Below are 18,122 nucleotides of genomic sequence, written 5' to 3'. Positions count from 1 at the left end.
TGCCCGTCGTCCGTCCGTACGGGCCCCGCGGGCCCTGTGCAGGTCAGTCGACGCGGAGGCGGTAGCCGCGCTTGACGACCGTCTGCACCACCCGGGGAGCCTTCAGACCGGCGCGTAGCCGGGCCACCGCCATCTCCACGGCGTGCTCGTCGGCACCGCGCGGCAGCGTCCGCAGCAGGGCGGTACGCGACAGCACCCGACCCGGAGACTGGGCCAGTGCCCGCAGCACCGCCATCGGCGCCGGCGCCAACGGACGCAGCTCCCCGTCGATCACGGCGGCGTGCCCGCGCAGCGTGAGCAGATGTCCGGCGACCTTGATGGTGACCGTACGGCGGGGCAGTTCGTCGACGATGGTGCGCACCAGCGCACCCAACCGGGCCCGGCTCGGCGCGCTCACCGGCACGCCCCGGCGGACCAACGGCTCGGCGGTCACCGGGCCGACACAACTGGCCAGCACGTCGCTGCGCAACGCGGCCAGGACCGCCTCCGTCCGGTCGCCCGCAGCGCGGAGCAGCGCCTCCGCCGCCGGCGCCGAGGTGAAGGTGACCGCGTCCACCAGCCGGCCGGCCACCAGGTCGACCAGCCGGTGCAGGGGCGCCGGATCGGTAGGTGGCGCCCAGCGGTAGACCGGGATCTCGATGACGGTCGCCCCGGCCTCCTCCAGGGCACGGGTGCACTCGGGCTGCCGATCGCCGTGCAACTGCATGGCGATCACCTGCCCGGCCACCCCCCGCTGGCGCAGGTGCTCGACGACCTCGTCACAGCTCTCCGATTCCGGAGACCACTGGTCGTACAGGCCGGCCGCGCGGATCGCGCCACGTGCCTTCGGGCCCCGGGCCACCACGTACGCGTCGCTGAGCACCGAGCGCAGCGGCTCGGCGACCCCCCAGCCTTCGGCGGCCTCCAGCCACCCGCGCATGCCGATTCCGGTGTTGGCCATCAGCACGTCCGGTGGCCGGTCCAGGCAGGCCCGGGTGGCCTCGCGCAGCGCGCTGTCGTCCGCGAGCGGCACGATCCGCAGCGCGGGCGCGAGCACCACCCGCGCGCCGCGCCGCTGGAGCAGCGCGGCGAGTTCGTCTCGCCGCCGGTCGGCGGTCACCCCGATGGTGAAGCCGGCCAGTTCCTCGCGCATTCACTCCTCCTGTCGCAGCCGCACCTCGACCATGCCGTCCCGGCAACGGATCTCGTGCCGGGCAACACAGACACCTGGCAGGTCGAGACAGTCCCCCGTACGCAGGTCGTACACCTGCTTGTGCAGCGGCGAGGCGACCGTGGGCACGCCGCGGCGGCTGCCCACGATGCCCCGGGACAGCACGTACGCGCCGGTGACCGGGTCCCGGTTCTCGATCGCGTACAACCCGTCGGCGGTCCGGAAGAGCGCGACCTGGACGCCGTCGATCAGGGCGGCGACGCCCCGGTCCAGGTCCAGTCGGCTCAGCGGGCAGACGGTGTGCCAGCGCACGGTCGTCACGGTGTTCATCGCCGCACCTCCGGCAGCCCGAGGGTGACCGGTTGCCGGCCCTCCGATGTGGCAGGTCTGCCGCCGGCGGGTACGGGTTGCCCGCGTTCGGTGACGAAGGTGATCGACGGGTCGGGTACGTCCGGCGCGTTGACGAAGGAGGTGAACCGGCGTAACCGGTCCGGGTCGTCGAGCACGTCACGCCATTCGTCGGAGTAGGACGTGACGTGCCGGGCCATCGCGGCGTCGAGGTCGGCGCAGAGGCCGAGCGAGTCGTCCACGATGACTGCTCGCAGGTGGTCGAGGCCGCCGTCCATGGCTTCGATCCAGGCGGCGGTGCGTTGCAACCGGTCGGCGGTGCGGATGTAGTACATCAGGAATCTGTCGATGAGCTGGATCAGTGCTTCCGTGGACAGATCCGTGGCGAACAGGTCGGCGTGCCGGGGCCGGAAGCCACCGTTGCCGCCGAGGTAGAGGTTCCAGCCGGTCTCGGTGGCGATGATGCCGAAATCCTTGCTGCGCGCCTCGGCGCACTCCCGGGCACAACCGGAGACCGCCGACTTGATCTTGTGTGGGGCGCGCAGTCCCCGGTAGCGCAGTTCGAGCGCGACGGCGAGGCCGACCGAGTCCTGCACGCCGTACCGGCACCAGGTCGAGCCGACACAGGACTTCACCGTCCGCAGCGCCTTGCCGTACGCGTGACCGGACTCGAACCCGGCGTCGACCAGCCGACGCCAGATCTGCGGCAACTGCTCCACCCGGGCCCCGAACAGGTCGATCCGCTGGCCACCGGTGATCTTCGTGTAGAGCTGGAAGTCCCGGGCCACCTCGCCGATGACGATGAGCTTCTCCGGGGTGATCTCACCGCCGGGGATCCGGGGCACCACCGAGTAGCTGCCGTCGCGTTGCAGGTTCGCCAGGAAGTGGTCGTTGGTGTCCTGCAACGCGGCCTGCTCGCCGTCGAGGATGTGCCCGTTGCCGAGCGAGGCGAGGATCGAGGCGACGACCGGCTTGCAGATGTCGCAACCCCGGCCCTGCCCGTGCTCGGCGATCAACCGGGAGAAGGTCCGGATGCCGCGTACCCGGACGATGTCGAACAGCTCCTGCCGGCTGAGGTCGAAGTGCTCGCACAGCGCCCGGGACTGGACGACCCCGGCCGCGTCGAGCAGTTGCTTGAGCATCGGCACGCAGGAACCGCAGCTGGTGCCGGCCCGGGTGCACGCCTTCAGGGCGGCCACGTCCGCGCAACCGTCCGCGATTGCCGCGTCGATGTCCGCGCGGGTCACCGCGTTGCAGGAACAGACCTGCGCGGACGCCGGCAGCGCCCCCACCGTCGCGCCCTCGGCGCCGGCCGGGGCGAGCAACGCCAGAGGGGGCGCCGGCAGCGGCCCACCCACACTCGCCCGCAGGGTCGGGTACGCGCCGGCGTCACCCACCAGCACCCCGCCGAGCAGCGTCGTCGCGTCGTCGGAGAGAACCAGCTTGGCGTAGACCCGGGTGGCCGGATCGGTGTACGTCACGTCCAGGCAGCCCGGCGTAGTGCCGTGCGCGTCACCGAACGAGGCCACGTCGACGCCGAGCAGCTTGAGCTTGGTGGCGGTGTCCGCGCCGGGGAAGGTGGCAGCACCGCCGACCAGCCGGTCGGCCACCACCTCGGCCATCGCGTACCCGGGCGCGACCAGCCCGTAGCAGGTGCCTTCGACCGCCGCGCACTCGCCGATCGCGTAGATCCGCTCGTCGCGGGTGCGGCAGGCGTCGTCCACCAGCAGCCCGCCGCGTGGGCCGATGTCGAGTCCGGCCGCGCGGGCCAGCTCGTCGCGGGGGCGGATGCCGGCGGCCACCACCACCAGGTCGGCGTCGAGCAGCGTGCCGTCGGCCAACTCCAGGGCGGCGACCGTACCGTCCGGGCCGGGCCGTAACGCGGTGGTGGCCACCCCGAGGTGGCAGCCCACCCCCAACTCCTCCACGTAACGACGCAGCAGGGCACCCCCGGCGGTGTCGATCTGAGCCGGCATCAGCCGGGGCGCGAACTCCACCACGCTCGTGGACAGGCCGAGCAGGCGCAGGGCGTTGGCCGCCTCCAGACCGAGCAGACCGCCCCCGATCACCGCGCCGGTCCGTCGGCCTCGGGCGTGCTCCTCGATCGCCGCCAGGTCGTCAAGCGTCCGGTAGACGAAGACCCCGGGCAGGCCGACGCCGTCGACCGGGGGCACGAACGCCGACGAACCGGTGGCGAAGACCAGCATGTCGTACGGGTACTCGCCGTCGGCCGTGGTCACCACCCGACGTGCCCGGTCCACCCCGAGGGCCGCCTCACCGAGGCGCAGCCGCACCCCGTCGTACGCGGTGTGCAGGTTCAGGTCGTCGGCCGAGACGCCGTCGAAGTACGCCGAGAGCCGCACCCGGTCGTACGCCGGTCGGGGCTCCTCGGCGAGCACGGTGACCCGCCAGCGGCCCTGCGGGTCCCGCGAACGCAGCGCGTCCACGAACCGCTGCCCGACCATGCCGTTGCCGATCACGACCACGTTGCCGCCGGTCATCGTCCCACCTCCACCGGATCCGCTCTGGACAACCAGTCGACGATGCCGGCGACCGCGTCCCGGCAGCTGCCGCAGCCGGTACCGGCCCTGGTCCCGGCGACGACCTCGTCGAACGTGCGCGCCCCGCCCCGCCAGCAGGTCACCAGCGCGCCCTTGCTGACCGTGTTGCACTGGCACACGGTGGCCGTGTCGGGCATCAACGCCGGGGAAGCGGCGGGTGCCGCGACGGCCCCGCCCACGGCCCGGCCGAGCAGCAGTGCCCGCCGGTCGGCGGGTACCGGTTGACCCCGGTCGAACAACTGGATGACCGTGCCCACCGACGGGTTGTCGCCGAGCAGGATCGCGGCGGCCAACCGCTCGTCGTGGATTCGCAGCCGGGCGTACGTGCCGCGGGCCGGATCGGCGAAGGTCAACTCCTCGCCGGGGCCGCTCGTCGGGTCACCCATCGCCGCGAGGTCGATGCCGGCCGCCTTGAGTCGGGTGACCACCGGCCGGGGATGGTAGCGGGCCTGCGGGTCCTGCCCGGTCAGCAGCTGGGCCACCACCCGGGCCTGCGCCCAGGCCGGTGCGACCAGGCCGGTCGGGGCCGTGCCGTGCTGCGCGCAGTCGCCGATCGCGGAGATCCGTGGGTCGCTGGTGCGCAGCCGGTCGTCGACCAGCACACCCCGGTCCACCGTCAGGCCGGCCGCCTCGGCGAGCGCGGTGTCGGGGCGTACCCCGCAGGCGAGGACCAGCAGGTCGGCGTCGAGCGTACGGCCGTCGGACAGGCTCAGCCGGACCCCGCAGGCGTCGGCCGTCAGGCCGGTCGGGGTGACGGCCAGATGAGTGGTCACGCCGAGTTCGGCGAGGGTGCCGGCCAGGATCTCGCCGGCCATGGCGTCGAGTTGGCGTTCCATCAGGTACGGCACCCGGTGCACCACCGCGACGTCCAGCCCTCGCGCGGCCAGCCCACGGGCGGCCTCCAGGCCGAGCAGCCCACCGCCGAGCACCAGGGCGCGGCGCGCGCCGCCGGCCAGGGCGAGGATGCGCCGGCAGTCGGCCAGGGTCCGGAACGCGACCACCCGATCCGGCGGCGACGTCGGGTCGAGGCCGGGCAGCGCCGGCACCACCGCCCGCGCGCCGGTGGCGAGCACCAGGTGGTCGTAGCCGATCCGGTCGCCGTCGTCGGTGCGTACCTCCCGGGCGGCACGGTCGATGGTCCGTACCGCGACTCCGGTGCGCAGGTCGACGCCGCGACCGGTGGCCTCCGTCAACTCCACGTCCGGCTCGCCGATCTTGCCGGCGAGCAGTGTGGACAGCATGATCCGGTTGTACGCCCGGTGCGGCTCCGCCCCGACCACGGTGACCTTGTCCTGACCCCGGGCGTGCAACTCGGCGGCGAGACGGGCGCCGGCCATCCCGTTGCCGACCACCACCACCCGCTCGCCGCTCATCGCGTCGGGCTGACGGTCCGTCCGCTGCCGCTCACTCATGACGCCACCCGTTCCACCCGGACCGCGCAGATCTTGAATTCGGGCATGCCGGAGATCGGGTCGACGGCGTCGTTGGTGACGGAGTTGGCCCGGGCGGCACCACCCCAGTGGAACGGCGCGAAGACGGTGTCCGGCCGGATCGCCGAGCTGAGCCGGGCCGGTGCCCGGAACTCGCCCCGCCGGGAGAGCACCCGCACCGGTTCGCCGTCGGCCACCCCGAGCCGCCCGGCGAGGTCGGGATGCAGCTCCACGAAGGCGTCGGGGGCGGCCTGGCGTAGCGCGGCCACCCGACGGGTCTGGGTGCCGGACTGGTACTGGGCGAGCACCCGGCCGGTGGTGAAGTGCAGCGGGTACTCCGCGCAGACCTCCTCGGCCGCCGGCCGGTGCTCCACCGGATGGAACCGGGCCCGCCCGTCGGGGGTGGGGAAGCCGTCGGCGAACAGGCGCGGCGAGTCCGGCCCGTCCTCGCTCGGGCACGGCCAGAACACGCCGTCGGCGGCGTCGATCCGGTCCCAGTCGATCCCGGCGTAGTCGGCGATCCCGCCGGCCGAGGCCCGCCGCAACTCCGCGAAGACGGTACGCGGGTCGGCGGCCAGCGCCTCGCGCTCACCGTCGACGGCCGCTTCGGCGGCGCTGTCTGCGGCGCTGTCGGCTGTTAACAGGGGGCCCTTGCTATGCACGAGGCGATAAGAAGGTGCCCTTCCTTTCAACCGGGTGGTGAGGGTGGCGAGGATGGCGAGGTCGGTGCGGACGCCGGGTGGGGGCGGGCGCAGCGCGCGGCGGCGCAGCACCCGACCCTCCAGGTTGGTCATGGTGCCGTCCTCCTCGGCCCACTGGGCGGTGGGCAGCACCACGTCGGCAAGCGCCGCCGTCTCGGAGAGCAGGAGGTCGGTGACAACGAGCAGGTCCAGCTCACGCAGCCGGCTCTCGATCCTCGCCGCCCGAGGGGCGGAGACCACCGGGTTGGAGCCGAAGACCAGCAGCGCGCGGGGACCGTCCGAAGTGCCCAGCGAATCCAGTAACTGGTACGCGGGCACGCCGGGGCCGGGCAGGTCGTCGGCGGACACCCCCCACACCTGTGCGACGTGGGCGCGGGCCGCCGGGTCGTCGATCCGGCGGTAACCGGGCAGCTGGTCGGCCTTCTGCCCGTGCTCGCGGCCACCCTGCCCGTTGCCCTGACCGGTCAGGCAGCCGTACCCGGAGCCGGGGCGGCCGGGCAGGCCGAGCGCCAGGGCGAGGTTGACGAAGGCGGTGACCGTGTCGACGCCCTTGGCGTGCTGTTCCGCGCCCCGCGCGGTGAGGATGATCGCCCGTTCGGCGGTGCCGAGGGCGCGGGCGGTCGCCTCCAGGTCGGCCACCGGCACGCCGGAGAGCGCCTCGGCCCGCGCCGGCCACCAACCCGCCACCGTGCGCCGGACGTCGGTGAAGCCGGTGGTACGGGTGGCCACGTAGTCGTCGTCGACGTAGCCCTCGGTCAGGGCGAGGTGCAGCAGCGCGTTGGCCACCGCCAGGTCGGTGCCGGGCAGCGGTTGCAGGTGCAGGTCGGCCTGCCGCGCGGTGGCGGTGACCCGGGGGTCGACCACGATCAGCGTGCCGCCGCGCTGCCGCAGCTCGGTGAGCCAGCGCACCAGCGGAGGCATGGTCTCCGCCGGGTTCGCGCCGACCAGCAGCAGGGTGTCGGCGTGCCCGAGGTCGGACAGCGGGAACGGCAGTCCACGGTCGACACCGAAGGCGCGCATCCCGGCGGCCGCGGCCGACGACATGCAGAACCGTCCGTTGTAGTCGATGTTGCGGGTGCCCAGCGTGACGCGGGCGAACTTGCCCAGCGCGTACGCCTTCTCGTTGGTGAGCCCGCCGCCACCGAAGACGGCGACCGCGTCGCGGCCGTGCCGTCGCTGCACCTCGCCGATGCCGGTGGCGATGCGGTCCAGCGCGGCCTCCCAGCTGGCCGGGCGGAGTTCGCCGCTGGCCGGGTCGCGCAGCAGCGGGGTGGTCAGCCGGTCCGGGTGGGTCAGCAGCTCGGCCGAGGTCCAGCCCTTCTGGCACAGGCCGCCGCGGTTGGTGGGGAACTGCCGGGGGAGTACGGACACCCGGCCGTCCTGATCACGCAGCGTCATCCCGCACTGAAGGGCGCAGTACGGGCAGTGCGTCGCCACCTCCCGGGGCGGGTGCCCCGATGCAGTCGCCGACCGTGCACCGTCTGTCATGTCGGCAAAGCGTGCCGCCGCCCAGTTTCCGGCCCGCGTCCCGTTTGTTTCGGTCCTGTCAAGTGCCGCTCACACCGCACGGTGGCGGCGCACCGGATCGCATGGCCTGGAATGTGGAACTAGTCTCCCGCATATCGGGAAGGTGGAGTGGTCGACATGGATGTGACCGAGGCGTTCGGCGCGGCAGCCGGTAGCTACGATGTACGGATCGGATGACTGGCGGTCATACCAGCGGTAGTCTGTCTGGCATGACAGCCAAGGTGACTCTGTCGTTCTCCGACGAGACGATCGCGGACGCCCGACGGTTCGCCAAACGGGAGGGACTCTCCCTCTCCGCCTGGATGGACCAGGCCGCCCGGGAGAAGGCGCTGCGCGAGGTCTTCGCGGCCCACGCCGCCGCGGTGGGTCGGGCCGGGCTGGATCTGGAGTCTGCCTCGCTGGCCGACGCGCAGGAGGTGGGCATGGTCGACGACCTGCTCTTCGGTGGTCGCCCACGTGCTGCGTAGGGGCGAGGTCTGGCGGATCGAGGGGGCCCGCGAGCGGCTCGGGCTGGTGATCAGTTCCGACGTCTACAACTCCACAGCCGTGCCCATCGTGATCGTCGCCGAGGTGGTCGAGGCGGCGTTGCTGCGGGACTCACCGCTGGCGGTGCCGATGGGGGGCTGGGTGGTGATGCCCGACCGGATCTCCTCGCCGATGAAGAAGTGGTTCACCGAGTGCGTGGACGTGGCCGACGCCGAGACGATGCGCCACGTCGACCGGGCACTGCGCATCCTCCAGCAACTCTGAACCGGCGGGTCTCACCGCGCACCCCGGCCGATGGTGCGCGTCCCGTTGCCGGGTCGACCCGAAGGACGAACGCCACGGTAACTGTCGATTCCTAGCTTCGGCGCCATGACCACCACGAGCGCGCAACCCGAGGCCGTCCAGGAGGAGACCCTGGACCGCCGTCCCGGCCGCTGGATCGGGCACTGGGCACCGGAGGACCACACCTTCTGGCGTACGACCGGCAACCGGATCGCCCGCCGCAACCTGATCTGGTCGATCTTCGCCGAACACATCGGCTTCTCGGTGTGGCTGCTGTGGAGCATCGTCGTCGTCCGGCTCGGTGACGCCGGTTGGCAGTTGAGCACCAGCCAGGCGCTCTGGCTGACCGCCGTACCGAGCGGGGTCGGCGCGTTGCTGCGGTTGCCGTACACCTTCGCCGTGCCGGTGTTCGGCGGCCGGAACTGGACGATCGTCTCCGCCCTCCTGCTGATCGTGCCCTGCGCGGGCCTGGCCTGGGCGGTCGAGCGCCCGGAGATCGGCTTCCCGGTGTTGTTGCTGATCGCTGCCACCGCCGGGTTCGGCGGCGGCAACTTCGCCTCCAGCATGGCGAACATCTCCTTCTTCTATCCGGAACGCGAGAAGGGCTGGGCGCTAGGTCTCAACGCCGCCGGCGGCAACATCGGCGTGGCGGTGGTGCAGTTCCTGGTTCCGCAGGTGATCGTGCTCGGTGGCGGGCTGGCGCTGGCCCGGGCCGGGCTGATGTACATCCCGCTGGCGGTGATCGCCGCGGTCTGCGCGTACCTGTTCATGGACAACCTGGTGGAGGCCAAGGCGGACGTACGGCCGGTCTGGTCGTCGCTGCGGCATCGGGACACCTGGATCATGTCCCTGCTGTACATCGGCACCTTCGGTTCGTTCATCGGCTACTCGGCGGCCTTCCCGACCCTGCTCACCTCGGTGTTCGGTCGACCGGACGTCGCACTGACCTGGGCGTTCCTCGGCGCGGCGGTCGGCTCGTTCTGCCGCCCCTTCGGCGGTCGGCTCTCCGACGTGGTGGGCGGCGCGCGGGTGACGATGGTCAGCTTCGTGCTGATGGCCATCGGCGCGCTGGCCGCGCTCTGGTCGGTCGAGCAGCGCAGCCTGGGTGTCTTCTTCGTGGCCTTCCTGCTGCTGTTCGTGGCCACCGGCGTCGGCAACGGCTCGACCTACCGGATGATCAGTCGGATCTTCCAGGTCAAGGGGGAGGAGCTGGGGGGCTCGCCGGAGGTGATGCTGGCGATGCGCCGGCAGGCCGCCGGCGCGTTGGGCATCATCTCGGCGGTCGGTGCCCTCGGTGGCTTTCTGGTGCCGATCTGTTACGCCTGGGCCCGGTCGACCTACGGTGGGATCCAGCCGGCGCTGCGCTTCTACGTGGGCTTCTTCCTGGTGCTGCTCCTGCTCACCTGGGCGGCGTACCTGCGTCCCGGGGCCCGGCTGGCCCGGGCCGGGGTGTGATCAAGGCCATTTCCGGTGCCGTCGGCGCGCCTGCCGGACCCCGTTTTGACCGGCCGGTCGGGCTGCGGGTATCGTTGCCTGCTGTTGTACGACATCTGTGGGCGTGCCGCCTGAGGTACGCTTGGTCGTTCGTGCGCGCTGGTCCGGCTGGGATGTCCTGGTCACCTCGGCGCGCGACCCCAGACCGACGACGAGACAAGGTAGACCTGTGCGTACGTACAGCCCGAAGCCGGGTGAGATCGAGCGTCAGTGGCACGTCATCGACGCCTCTGATGTCGTGCTGGGCCGCCTGGCCACCCACGCCGCCACGCTGCTGCGGGGCAAGCACAAGCCGACTTTCGCGCCGCACGTCGACACGGGCGACTTCGTCGTCGTCGTGAACGCGGGCAAGGTTGCGCTGACCGGCAACAAGCGCCAGCAGAAGATCGCTTACCGGCACTCCGGTTACCCGGGTGGCCTCAAGCAGGTCGGCTACGAGGAGCTGCTGTCCAAGCGCCCCGAGCGGGCCATCGAGCTGGCTGTGAAGGGGATGCTCCCGCACAACAAGCTCGGCCGTCAGCTGATCAAGAAGCTGAAGGTCTACGCCGGTGCAGAGCACCCGCACGGCGCGCAGCAGCCGGTGCCGTTCGAGATCAAGCAGATCGCGCAGTGAGCGCGGGCGAAGGAAGCAGCATGACCGACATCACCGCCACCGAGGTTGCCCCTGAGGCCACCGAGGCGCCGGCGCCCGTCGCCCGCGCGCCTCGTGGTGACCGCCCGATCCAGACCGTGGGCCGCCGCAAGGAGGCCATCGTCCGGGTGCGGATCGTGCCGGGCACCGGCAAGATCACCTGCAACGGCCGGGACCTTAAGGCCTACTTCCCGAGCAAGGTGCACCAGCAGCTGATCAAGGACCCGCTGGTCACCGCCGAGAAGCCCGAGGCGTTCGACGTCATCGCCAACCTGCGTGGCGGCGGCACCACCGGCCAGGCCGGTGCGCTGCGGCTGGCCATCGCCCGGGCGCTGATCGTCAACGAGCCGGACGACCGCCCGGCCCTGAAGAAGGCCGGCTTCCTGACCCGGGACGCCCGGGTCAAGGAAAGCAAGAAGTACGGCCTCAAGAAGGCCCGTAAGGCTCCTCAGTACTCGAAGCGCTGATCTTCAGCCGCACCTTGTACTTCTGACGGACGGCCGGTCCGCCTCCCCTCGACTCGGGAGGTGGGCCGGCCGTTTCCGCCTCTTCGTGACAGGGCAGGTTCCGCCCCTTCTCACAGGGCAGTTTCCGTCCTCCTTTCCAAGGGCAATTTCTCCCACGACGGCAAGTTTCATCGGAGGTTGGCGGGTATGGGCCGGTTGTTCGGCACGGACGGCGTACGCGGGCGCGCGAACGCCGATCTCACCCCGGAGTTGGCACTCTCGGTGGCGGTCGCGGCTGCCCACACCCTTGCCGAGTCGGATCGAAGTCATGCCCCGCTGGCCGTGGTCGGGCGGGACACCCGGGCCAGCGGCGAGATGCTGGAGGCGGCCGTGGTCGCCGGGTTGACCAGCGCGGGCGCGACCGTCGTCCGGGTCGGTGTGCTGCCCACCCCGGCCGTGGCGTTCCTCACCGCGGAGGCCAAGGCGGACCTCGGGGTGATGCTGTCCGCCTCGCACAACCCGATGCCGGACAACGGGATCAAGCTCTTCGCGGCCGGCGGGCACAAGCTGCCCGACGAGATCGAGATGCGGATAGAGGCGACCGTCGAGGCCAACGGCAGCACCGCCTGGGAGCGCCCGGTCGGCGCGGGAGTCGGTCGGGTGCACGACCTGCTCGATGGTGCCGACCACTACGTGCAGCACCTCGTCGGCACCGTGCCGCACCGCCTCGACGGGATCAAGGTCGTGGTGGACTGCGCCAACGGCGCCGCCGCCGAGGTGGCGCCGGCGGCGTACCGGGAGGCCGGTGCCGAGGTCATCGCGATCCACGCCGAGCCGGACGGGCTGAACATCAACGACGAGTGCGGGTCGAACCACATCGCGACCCTGCGTCAGGCAGTGGTCGAGCACGGCGCGCACCTGGGCATCGCGCACGACGGTGACGCCGACCGGTGCGTCGCGGTGACCGCCGACGGCGACGAGGTCGACGGCGACCAGGTGATGGCGATCCTGGCCCTGGCCATGCGGGAGGCCGGCACGCTGACCGGGGACACCCTGGTCGCCACCGTGATGAGCAACCTCGGCCTGCGCCTGGCCATGTCCGCCGAAGGCATCCGGCTGATCGAGACCAAGGTCGGCGACCGGTACGTGCTGGAGGAGCTGCGCGCCTCCGGGCTGGCGCTCGGTGGCGAGCAGAGCGGACACATCGTGATGCCCGCGTACGCGACGACCGGCGACGGGGTGCTGACCGGGCTGCACCTGATGGCCCGGATGGCGGCCACCGGCCGTACCCTGGCCGACCTCGCGGCGGTGGTGACCAAGCTGCCGCAGGTGTTGATCAACGTGCCGGTCGGCGACCGTACCGTGGGTGCCGCCGCGCCGGCGGTCCGCGCCGAGGTGCAGCGGGCCGAGGCCGAGCTGGGCGAGACCGGCCGGGTGCTGCTGCGCCCGTCGGGCACCGAACCGCTGGTGCGGGTGATGGTCGAGGCGGCCACCGAGGCGGTCGCCCAGGAGGTCGCCGAACGCATCGCCACCCAGGTCCGCACCGCCAGCCCGGCAGTGTAAGGAAGGGCCCCTTCTTAACGTCTCAGGTAGAGAAAGGGCCCCCTATTAACAACCGCAGCCAGCGGTCCGGCTGAGAGCGGGCGGAACTGGTGGGTCAGCGCTCCCAGGTCGCGCCACCCAGGCGGGACACCGCCTCGGCGAGCAGTTCTGGGCGTTTGCAGAAGGCGAACCGGACCAGGCGGCGTCCGGCCTCGGGGTCGTCGTAGAAGACCTGGGTGGGTACGGCCACCACGCCGCAGCGCTCGGGTAGGGACCGGCAGAACTCGACGCCGTCGGTGCCGCCGAGGGCGGTGATGTCGGCGGTGACGAAGTACGTCCCCTCCGGGCTGAGCACCTCGAAGCCGGCGTCGACCAGCCCGCCGATGAGTTGGTCCCGGCGGGCCTGCATGCCGGCGCGGAACTCGGTGAAGTAGGCGTCGGGCAGGCCGAGCGCGACCGCCACGGCGGGTTGCAGGGGTGCGGCGTTGACGAAGGTGAGGAACTGCTTGACCCGCAGCATCGCGGAGACCAGCGCGGCCGGCCCGCTCGCCCAGCCCACCTTCCAGCCGGTGCAGGAGAAGGTCTTGCCGGCCGAGGAGATGCGCAGGGTGCGCTCGCGCATGCCGGGCAGGCTCGCCAGCGGGACGTGTTCACTCGCCGCGTCGGTGAAGACCAGGTGCTCGTACACCTCGTCGGTGACCGCGTACGCGCCGTGCTCCTGGCAGAGTTCGGCGACCAGCGCCAGTTCGGCCGGGGTGAAGACCTTGCCGGTCGGGTTGTGCGGCGAGTTCAGCAGCACCAGCCGGGTACGCGAACCGAACGCGGCGCGCAGCGCCGCCGGGTCGAAGGCGTACCGACCGTCGGGGCCGGGGCGCAGGGTGACCGGTCGCCGTACCGCACCGGCCAGCGCGATCGAGGCCGCGTACGAGTCGTAGTACGGCTCGAAGCAGACCACCTCGTCACCGGGCTCGCAGAGGGCGAGGATCGCTGCGGCTATCGCCTCGGTCGCACCGGCGGTGATCACCACTTCGCCGTCCGGGTCGTACTCCAGGCCCCAGAAGCGGTGTTGGTGGGCCGCCACCGCCGCCCGTAGCTCGGGGATGCCGGGGCCCGGCGGGTACTGGTTGCGGCCGGAGCGCAGCGCCTCGGCCGCGGCGGCGAGCATCTCCGGCGGGCCGTCGGTGTCCGGGAAGCCCTGCCCGAGGTTCACCGCGCCGGTCCGGACGGCGAGGGCGGACATCTCGGCGAAGATCGTCGTCCCGAACGGGCGCATCCGGTTCACCAGGGGGTCGACATCAGTGCTCGTCACGCCCGTCAGGGTACGGGTGCGCGCCATCGCGACGCCCGGCCCGACCTGAGTGCTTTGTGACCTCGACCACCCGAACCTGCCCAATCGCTCAAATTCAGTGATTGTTTACCCGGCTTTCGCGCAGACAACGTGAGCGAAACTGGTTAGGCTGCCACCCATGTGTGGAATCGTGGGTTACGCCGGTGCCCGACCGGCGCTCGGCATCGTGCTCGACGGTCTGCGGCGCCTGGAGTACCGCGGCTACGACTCGGCCGGCGTCGCCGTCGCCTGCGACGGACAGCTGTTGACTGAGAAGAAGGCCGGCAAGCTGGCCAACCTGGAGAAGGTGCTCTCCGAACGCGCCGCCGAGGACCCGGACGGTTGCGGCGCCAGCCCGCTCGGCATCGGCGACGGCACCACCGGCATCGGCCACACCCGCTGGGCCACCCACGGCGGACCCACCGACCGCAACGCCCACCCGCACCTGTCCCCGGACGGCCGGGTCGCGGTCATCCACAACGGCATCATCGAGAACTTCGCCAAGCTCCGCACCGAGTTGGAGGACGACGGCGTCACCTTCGCCAGCGACACCGACACCGAGTGCGCGGCGCACCTGCTCGCCAAGGCGTTGGCCGAGCTGCGCGCGGCCGGTCAGCCGGACGGGCCGCACCTGCTCTCCGCCGCCATGCAGGTGGTCTGCCAGCGGCTGGAGGGTGCCTTCACGCTGCTCGCCGTGGACGCCGCGATCCCCGGTGCGGTGGTCGGCGCCCGCCGCAACTCGCCCCTGGTGGTCGGCCGGGGCGACGGCGAGAACTACCTGGCAAGCGATGTCGCCGCGTTCATCGAGCACACCCGTGAGGCGGTCGAGCTGGGCCAGGACCAGATCGTCCTGATCACCGCCGACACCATCGAGATCACCGACTTCGCCGGTCAGCCCGCCAGCGGCAAGGACTTCCACATCGACTGGGACTCCTCGGCCGCGGAGAAGGGCGGCTACGACTGGTTCATGCTCAAGGAGATCGAGGAGCAGCCGCAGGCCGTCGCCGACACGCTGCTCGGACGGCTGACCGAGAGCGGCGAGATCATGCTCGACGAGGTGCGCCTCAGCGACCAGGATCTACGCGACGTCGACAAGATCTTCATCGTGGCCTGCGGCACCGCGTACCACTCCGGGCTGGTCGCCAAGTACGCCATCGAGCACTGGACCCGGATCCCCTGCGAGGTGGAGCTGGCCAGCGAGTTCCGCTACCGCGACCCGGTGCTCGACCGGTCCACGCTGATCGTGGTGATCTCGCAGTCCGGCGAGACGATGGACACCCTGATGGCGTTGCGGCACGCCAAGGACCAGAAGGCCCGGGTGCTGGCCATCTGCAACACCAACGGCTCCACCATTCCCCGCGAGTCCGACGCGGTGCTCTACACCCATGGCGGGCCGGAGATCGCCGTCGCCTCCACCAAGGCATTCCTCACCCAGTTGGTCGCCTGCTACCTGATCGGCCTGCACCTGGCCCAGGTGCGCGGCATCAAGTTCGCCGACGAGGTGGCCGCCGTGGTGGAGCAACTGCACCAGGTGCCGGACAAGCTGCGCGAGCTGCTCGGGCGCATCGAGCCGGTCCGGGAGCTGGCCCGCGAGCTGGCCGACCAGCCGACGGTGCTGTTCATCGGCCGGCACGTGGGCTACCCGGTGGCGCTGGAGGGTGCGCTCAAGCTCAAGGAGTTGGCGTACATGCACGCCGAGGGCTTCGCCGCGGGCGAGCTCAAGCACGGCCCGATCGCCCTGATCGACCAGGGCACCCCGGTGATCTGTGTGGTGCCCTCGCCGGTGGGCCGCGGTCTGCTGCACGACAAGATCGTCTCCAACATCCAGGAGGTACGCGCCCGAGGCGCCCGCACCATCGTGATCGCCGAGGAAGGCGACGAGTCGGTGGTGCGTTACGCCGACCATCTGATCTACGTGCCGCGGACGCCGACGCTGCTCGCGCCGCTGTTGACGACCGTGCCGTTGCAGATCTTCGCCGCCGAGATCGCCGCCGCGCGGGGGCACGACGTGGACCAGCCGCGCAACCTCGCCAAGTCCGTCACCGTCGAGTAGCAGGTCGCGCCGGGCGGTCACCGCTGACCGCCCGGCCGCCGCGCTTCTGCCGAAGCGTTGTCACCGCCTGGCCGCTGCCTCTGCCGCTGGAGCGCCGTCACTGGCCGAGGACGATCCGGGCCATGCCGTCCAGCGCCGGATTGTCCGGATGCCAGTAGCCGCTGTGGCCGTACCGGCCGCTGGGGAAGCTCCGGCCGCCGAAGGACGCTTCGGCCGGGTCCCGCCCGAACCAGCGTTTGTCGTCGTCGCCGGTCAGCAGCCCGATGATGCCGGCGGCGGGGGAGAGGCTGAGCACCGCGTGCCGAGCCAACTCGCCCGGCGACCGGGCCAGCCGGATCACGTCGTCGGGTGCGCGGCTGGCCCACACCTGTCCGGCCGGTACGCCCAGGTCGGCGGCGTGCTGCACGCCGACTCCGGGCGAGCCGACGAAGACCAGCGCGTCGGCGGCGAGCCCGTGATCCCGGGCGGCACCGCCCACCACCAGCGACCCGTAGCTGTGCCCGAGCACGGTCTGCCGGGCGGCCGGCCCGTCGTGGGTGGCCCGCAACCCCTCCTGGAACCGGTGCAGCGCGTCACCGGCCGCGTGGGCCTGCCTGTCCCAGGCCGCCTCGTGCAGGAAATCCGGGGCGTCGTAGTCCAACCAGAGCACCGCCGAGGTCTCCTGCCCCGGTGCCAGGTCGGCACAGCGGGACAGCACCCGCGCGGCGCGCCCCAGATCGTCGGTGGCGTCGTGCAGCCCGGAGGTCGTGCCCGGCACGTGGGTCAGGATGTTGGCGGCCCGATCCGGGTTGCCCAACGCCACCACCGTCCGCCCCTCACCGCCGACGTCCAGCCCGAGCAGGTACGTGCGCGGCGCGTCCGGCGACGCCAGCCGAGACGTCAACGCGTCCAGCCCGCTCAGCGCGGCTTCGACGGCGCGTAGCCCGACCATCTCGGCGGGGCCGCGGGGCATCCGGGCCAGCAACTCCTCCCAGCGTCGCACCAGCGCGGCCCGGCGTACCTCCAGCAGCAGTCGGTTGGCCTGGTCGCGGCCGGCGGCGGGAATCCCGTCGAACCCGCCGATCAGCTCCGGCTCGTGCCCGACCAGCCAACGGCGCTGCGCGGGGCTGAGCCCGTTCCACCAGCGGTTGACCTCTGCGGGATCGGAGTGCGGTGCAGGTCGGCCCGCCGGTGGTCGGCTCAGCCAACCCGACTCGGCGTCCGCGGTCAGTTGGTCGAGACGGCCGGCGGCCTCCCGATCCGCCGCCGTGGCCAGGTCGAGGGCGTCCCGCAGCGCCGTCGTCACCGGCGCCACCGTCTGGACGGCCCGGTGGGCCGGCACCCGGCTCGGATCGGGACTGGTCCGACCCCATCGGTCGATCAGCACTCCGACGCTGGCGGCCAGTGTCACTGCCGCCGCCAGCCGTGCCCGGGCCACGGTCAGCCGGGCGGCGAACTCGGCAAGCACCTGGTCGATCTCGATCGCCACCGGGGCGAGGGCGAGCAACTCGACCCGCAGGTCGGAAACCTGCTTCTCGGCTGCGGTCGCGGCCAGACCCGACCACTGCGACCGCAACGCCGCAGCGTCGTCCGCCAACTCGGTGGCCCGTCGCCGGGTCGGGCCGACCAGTCCCGCCCAGGCCGTCCCGGTGGCCCGCCAGCGCGTCGGGTCGGCCGTCGAGAGCTGGGCGTAGCCGACCTGGTCCGGCCGGACCACTCCCGGCCGGGTCACCGGGGCAGGGCGGAAATCCGGGCCGCCGCCCGACCGTCCACCGACTCGTAGGACCGAGCGGCGGCGCGTACCGCGTCACCGGTCCGGGTGACCCGGGCGCCGAGCCGAGCCGACCAGGAGTGCACGGCCGCCTCCAGGGTGCCCAGCGCAACCCCGGCCGACCAGCCCGGGGTCGGTGCCGTCAACCCCGCTGTCCCGGCCAGCCCACTCGCCAGCCGATGGCCCTGCTCACCCAGCGATCGCCCGGTCCGGTCCAGCCGTTCCGGCTGCACGGTCAAGTCCTGCTCGCTCATCGCCTCTCCCACCCCCCGTAGCGCCAACGGGCAGGACGCTAGGCGGTGCCGGGCGGTGCGACGGTGCCCTGTGGACAACCACTGTGGGGCGTACCGTCGGGTTGTCCACAGGCGTTGCCCGGTCGGCGACGGAGGGCTAT

15 protein-coding genes are annotated in these 18,122 nt (G+C 72.1%); 7 read left to right on the top strand and 8 right to left on the bottom strand.

Features of this window, described 5'->3' with window-relative positions; translation table 11 throughout:
• Positions 1 to 43 precede the first annotated feature (43 nt).
• From VAB18032_RS25940 to VAB18032_RS25920, 5 genes are read right to left on the bottom strand one after another with little or no spacing between them, the layout of a single operon-like run.
• A complete protein-coding gene (locus VAB18032_RS25940; RefSeq protein ID WP_013735904.1) occupies positions 44 to 1,132 on the bottom strand; it encodes a uroporphyrinogen-III synthase in 1,089 nt (362 codons plus the stop codon).
• Positions 1,133 to 1,480: a nitrite reductase small subunit NirD gene (gene nirD, locus VAB18032_RS25935; protein ID WP_013735903.1), complete on the bottom strand. Its 348-nt coding sequence runs from the start codon at positions 1,478 to 1,480 to the stop codon at positions 1,133 to 1,135.
• Positions 1,477 to 3,999: a nitrite reductase large subunit NirB gene (gene nirB / locus VAB18032_RS25930; RefSeq protein WP_013735902.1), complete on the bottom strand. Its 2,523-nt coding sequence runs from the start codon at positions 3,997 to 3,999 to the stop codon at positions 1,477 to 1,479. The genes nirD and nirB overlap by 4 nt, the downstream gene beginning before the upstream one ends.
• Positions 3,996 to 5,471: an FAD-dependent oxidoreductase gene (locus tag VAB18032_RS25925; protein WP_013735901.1), complete on the bottom strand. Its 1,476-nt coding sequence runs from the start codon at positions 5,469 to 5,471 to the stop codon at positions 3,996 to 3,998. Before VAB18032_RS25925 ends, nirB begins: the two co-directional genes overlap by 4 nt.
• Entirely contained in the window at positions 5,468 to 7,678 is a 2,211-nt protein-coding gene (locus VAB18032_RS25920; RefSeq protein WP_050814655.1) for a molybdopterin oxidoreductase family protein, read from the bottom strand. Before VAB18032_RS25920 ends, VAB18032_RS25925 begins: the two co-directional genes overlap by 4 nt.
• A 248-nt stretch (positions 7,679 to 7,926) precedes the next feature.
• Between VAB18032_RS25920 and VAB18032_RS25915 the strand changes: the two genes are divergently transcribed.
• The 6 genes from VAB18032_RS25915 to glmM all read left to right on the top strand — a co-directional run bounded on the left by VAB18032_RS25915 (position 7,927) and on the right by glmM (position 12,619).
• Positions 7,927 to 8,184: a hypothetical protein gene (locus tag VAB18032_RS25915; RefSeq protein ID WP_043721938.1), complete on the top strand. Its 258-nt coding sequence runs from the start codon at positions 7,927 to 7,929 to the stop codon at positions 8,182 to 8,184.
• Positions 8,162 to 8,467, top strand: a complete 306-nt coding sequence (locus tag VAB18032_RS25910) for a type II toxin-antitoxin system PemK/MazF family toxin (RefSeq protein ID WP_013735898.1) — start codon at positions 8,162 to 8,164, stop codon at positions 8,465 to 8,467. Before VAB18032_RS25915 ends, VAB18032_RS25910 begins: the two co-directional genes overlap by 23 nt.
• Positions 8,468 to 8,572: 105 nt before the next feature.
• Positions 8,573 to 9,940: an MFS transporter gene (locus VAB18032_RS25905; RefSeq protein ID WP_013735897.1), complete on the top strand. Its 1,368-nt coding sequence runs from the start codon at positions 8,573 to 8,575 to the stop codon at positions 9,938 to 9,940.
• Between the two features lie 208 nt (positions 9,941 to 10,148).
• Complete coding sequence (gene rplM, locus VAB18032_RS25900) at positions 10,149 to 10,592, top strand: 50S ribosomal protein L13 (RefSeq protein ID WP_013735896.1); 444 nt, start codon at positions 10,149 to 10,151, stop codon at positions 10,590 to 10,592.
• A 20-nt stretch (positions 10,593 to 10,612) separates the two neighbouring features.
• Positions 10,613 to 11,077: a 30S ribosomal protein S9 gene (gene rpsI / locus VAB18032_RS25895; RefSeq protein ID WP_013735895.1), complete on the top strand. Its 465-nt coding sequence runs from the start codon at positions 10,613 to 10,615 to the stop codon at positions 11,075 to 11,077.
• Positions 11,078 to 11,263: 186 nt separating this feature from the next.
• Positions 11,264 to 12,619 (top strand): phosphoglucosamine mutase, encoded by a 1,356-nt coding sequence (glmM, locus tag VAB18032_RS25890; RefSeq protein ID WP_013735894.1) that lies wholly within the window; start codon positions 11,264 to 11,266, stop codon positions 12,617 to 12,619.
• Between the two features lie 94 nt (positions 12,620 to 12,713).
• Here glmM and VAB18032_RS25885 read toward each other — a convergent pair whose 3' ends face one another.
• Complete coding sequence (locus VAB18032_RS25885; RefSeq protein WP_043725809.1) at positions 12,714 to 13,907, bottom strand: pyridoxal phosphate-dependent aminotransferase; 1,194 nt, start codon at positions 13,905 to 13,907, stop codon at positions 12,714 to 12,716.
• 157 nt (positions 13,908 to 14,064) lie between these two features.
• Here VAB18032_RS25885 and glmS point away from each other — a divergent pair, with 157 nt between their 5' ends.
• Positions 14,065 to 15,978, top strand: coding sequence for a glutamine--fructose-6-phosphate transaminase (isomerizing) (gene glmS, locus VAB18032_RS25880; RefSeq protein ID WP_013735892.1), 1,914 nt, complete (start codon positions 14,065 to 14,067; stop codon positions 15,976 to 15,978).
• A gap of 97 nt (positions 15,979 to 16,075) precedes the next feature.
• Here the strand turns inward: glmS and VAB18032_RS25875 are convergent, their stop codons facing one another.
• Both VAB18032_RS25875 and VAB18032_RS25870 read right to left on the bottom strand, forming a co-directional pair.
• Entirely contained in the window at positions 16,076 to 17,689 is a 1,614-nt protein-coding gene (locus tag VAB18032_RS25875) for an alpha/beta hydrolase (RefSeq protein WP_013735891.1), read from the bottom strand.
• On the bottom strand, positions 17,686 to 17,982 hold the full coding sequence (locus tag VAB18032_RS25870; RefSeq protein WP_013735890.1) for a hypothetical protein: 297 nt from the start codon (positions 17,980 to 17,982) through the stop codon (positions 17,686 to 17,688). Before VAB18032_RS25870 ends, VAB18032_RS25875 begins: the two co-directional genes overlap by 4 nt.
• Positions 17,983 to 18,122 lie beyond the last annotated feature (140 nt).

It is taken from the genome of Micromonospora maris AB-18-032 (assembly GCF_000204155.1).
Lineage (GTDB): Bacteria > Actinomycetota > Actinomycetes > Mycobacteriales > Micromonosporaceae > Micromonospora > Micromonospora gifhornensis.
This window is presented reverse-complemented; position numbering and strand designations above follow the sequence as displayed.

Excerpts from the sequence above, each read along its gene's own strand:
- VAB18032_RS25940 (WP_013735904.1), bottom strand. The coding sequence starts at position 1,132 with ATGCGCGAGGAACTGGCCGGCTTCACCATCGGGGTGACCGCCGACCGG.
- nirD (WP_013735903.1), bottom strand. The coding sequence starts at position 1,480 with ATGAACACCGTGACGACCGTGCGCTGGCACACCGTCTGCCCGCTGAGC.
- nirB (WP_013735902.1), bottom strand. The coding sequence starts at position 3,999 with ATGACCGGCGGCAACGTGGTCGTGATCGGCAACGGCATGGTCGGGCAG.
- VAB18032_RS25925 (WP_013735901.1), bottom strand. The coding sequence starts at position 5,471 with ATGAGTGAGCGGCAGCGGACGGACCGTCAGCCCGACGCGATGAGCGGC.
- VAB18032_RS25920 (WP_050814655.1), bottom strand. The coding sequence starts at position 7,678 with ATGACAGACGGTGCACGGTCGGCGACTGCATCGGGGCACCCGCCCCGG.
- VAB18032_RS25915 (WP_043721938.1), top strand. The coding sequence starts at position 7,927 with ATGACAGCCAAGGTGACTCTGTCGTTCTCCGACGAGACGATCGCGGAC.
- VAB18032_RS25905 (WP_013735897.1), top strand. The coding sequence starts at position 8,573 with ATGACCACCACGAGCGCGCAACCCGAGGCCGTCCAGGAGGAGACCCTG.
- rpsI (WP_013735895.1), top strand. The coding sequence starts at position 10,613 with ATGACCGACATCACCGCCACCGAGGTTGCCCCTGAGGCCACCGAGGCG.
- glmM (WP_013735894.1), top strand. The coding sequence starts at position 11,264 with ATGGGCCGGTTGTTCGGCACGGACGGCGTACGCGGGCGCGCGAACGCC.
- glmS (WP_013735892.1), top strand. The coding sequence starts at position 14,065 with ATGTGTGGAATCGTGGGTTACGCCGGTGCCCGACCGGCGCTCGGCATC.
- VAB18032_RS25870 (WP_013735890.1), bottom strand. The coding sequence starts at position 17,982 with ATGAGCGAGCAGGACTTGACCGTGCAGCCGGAACGGCTGGACCGGACC.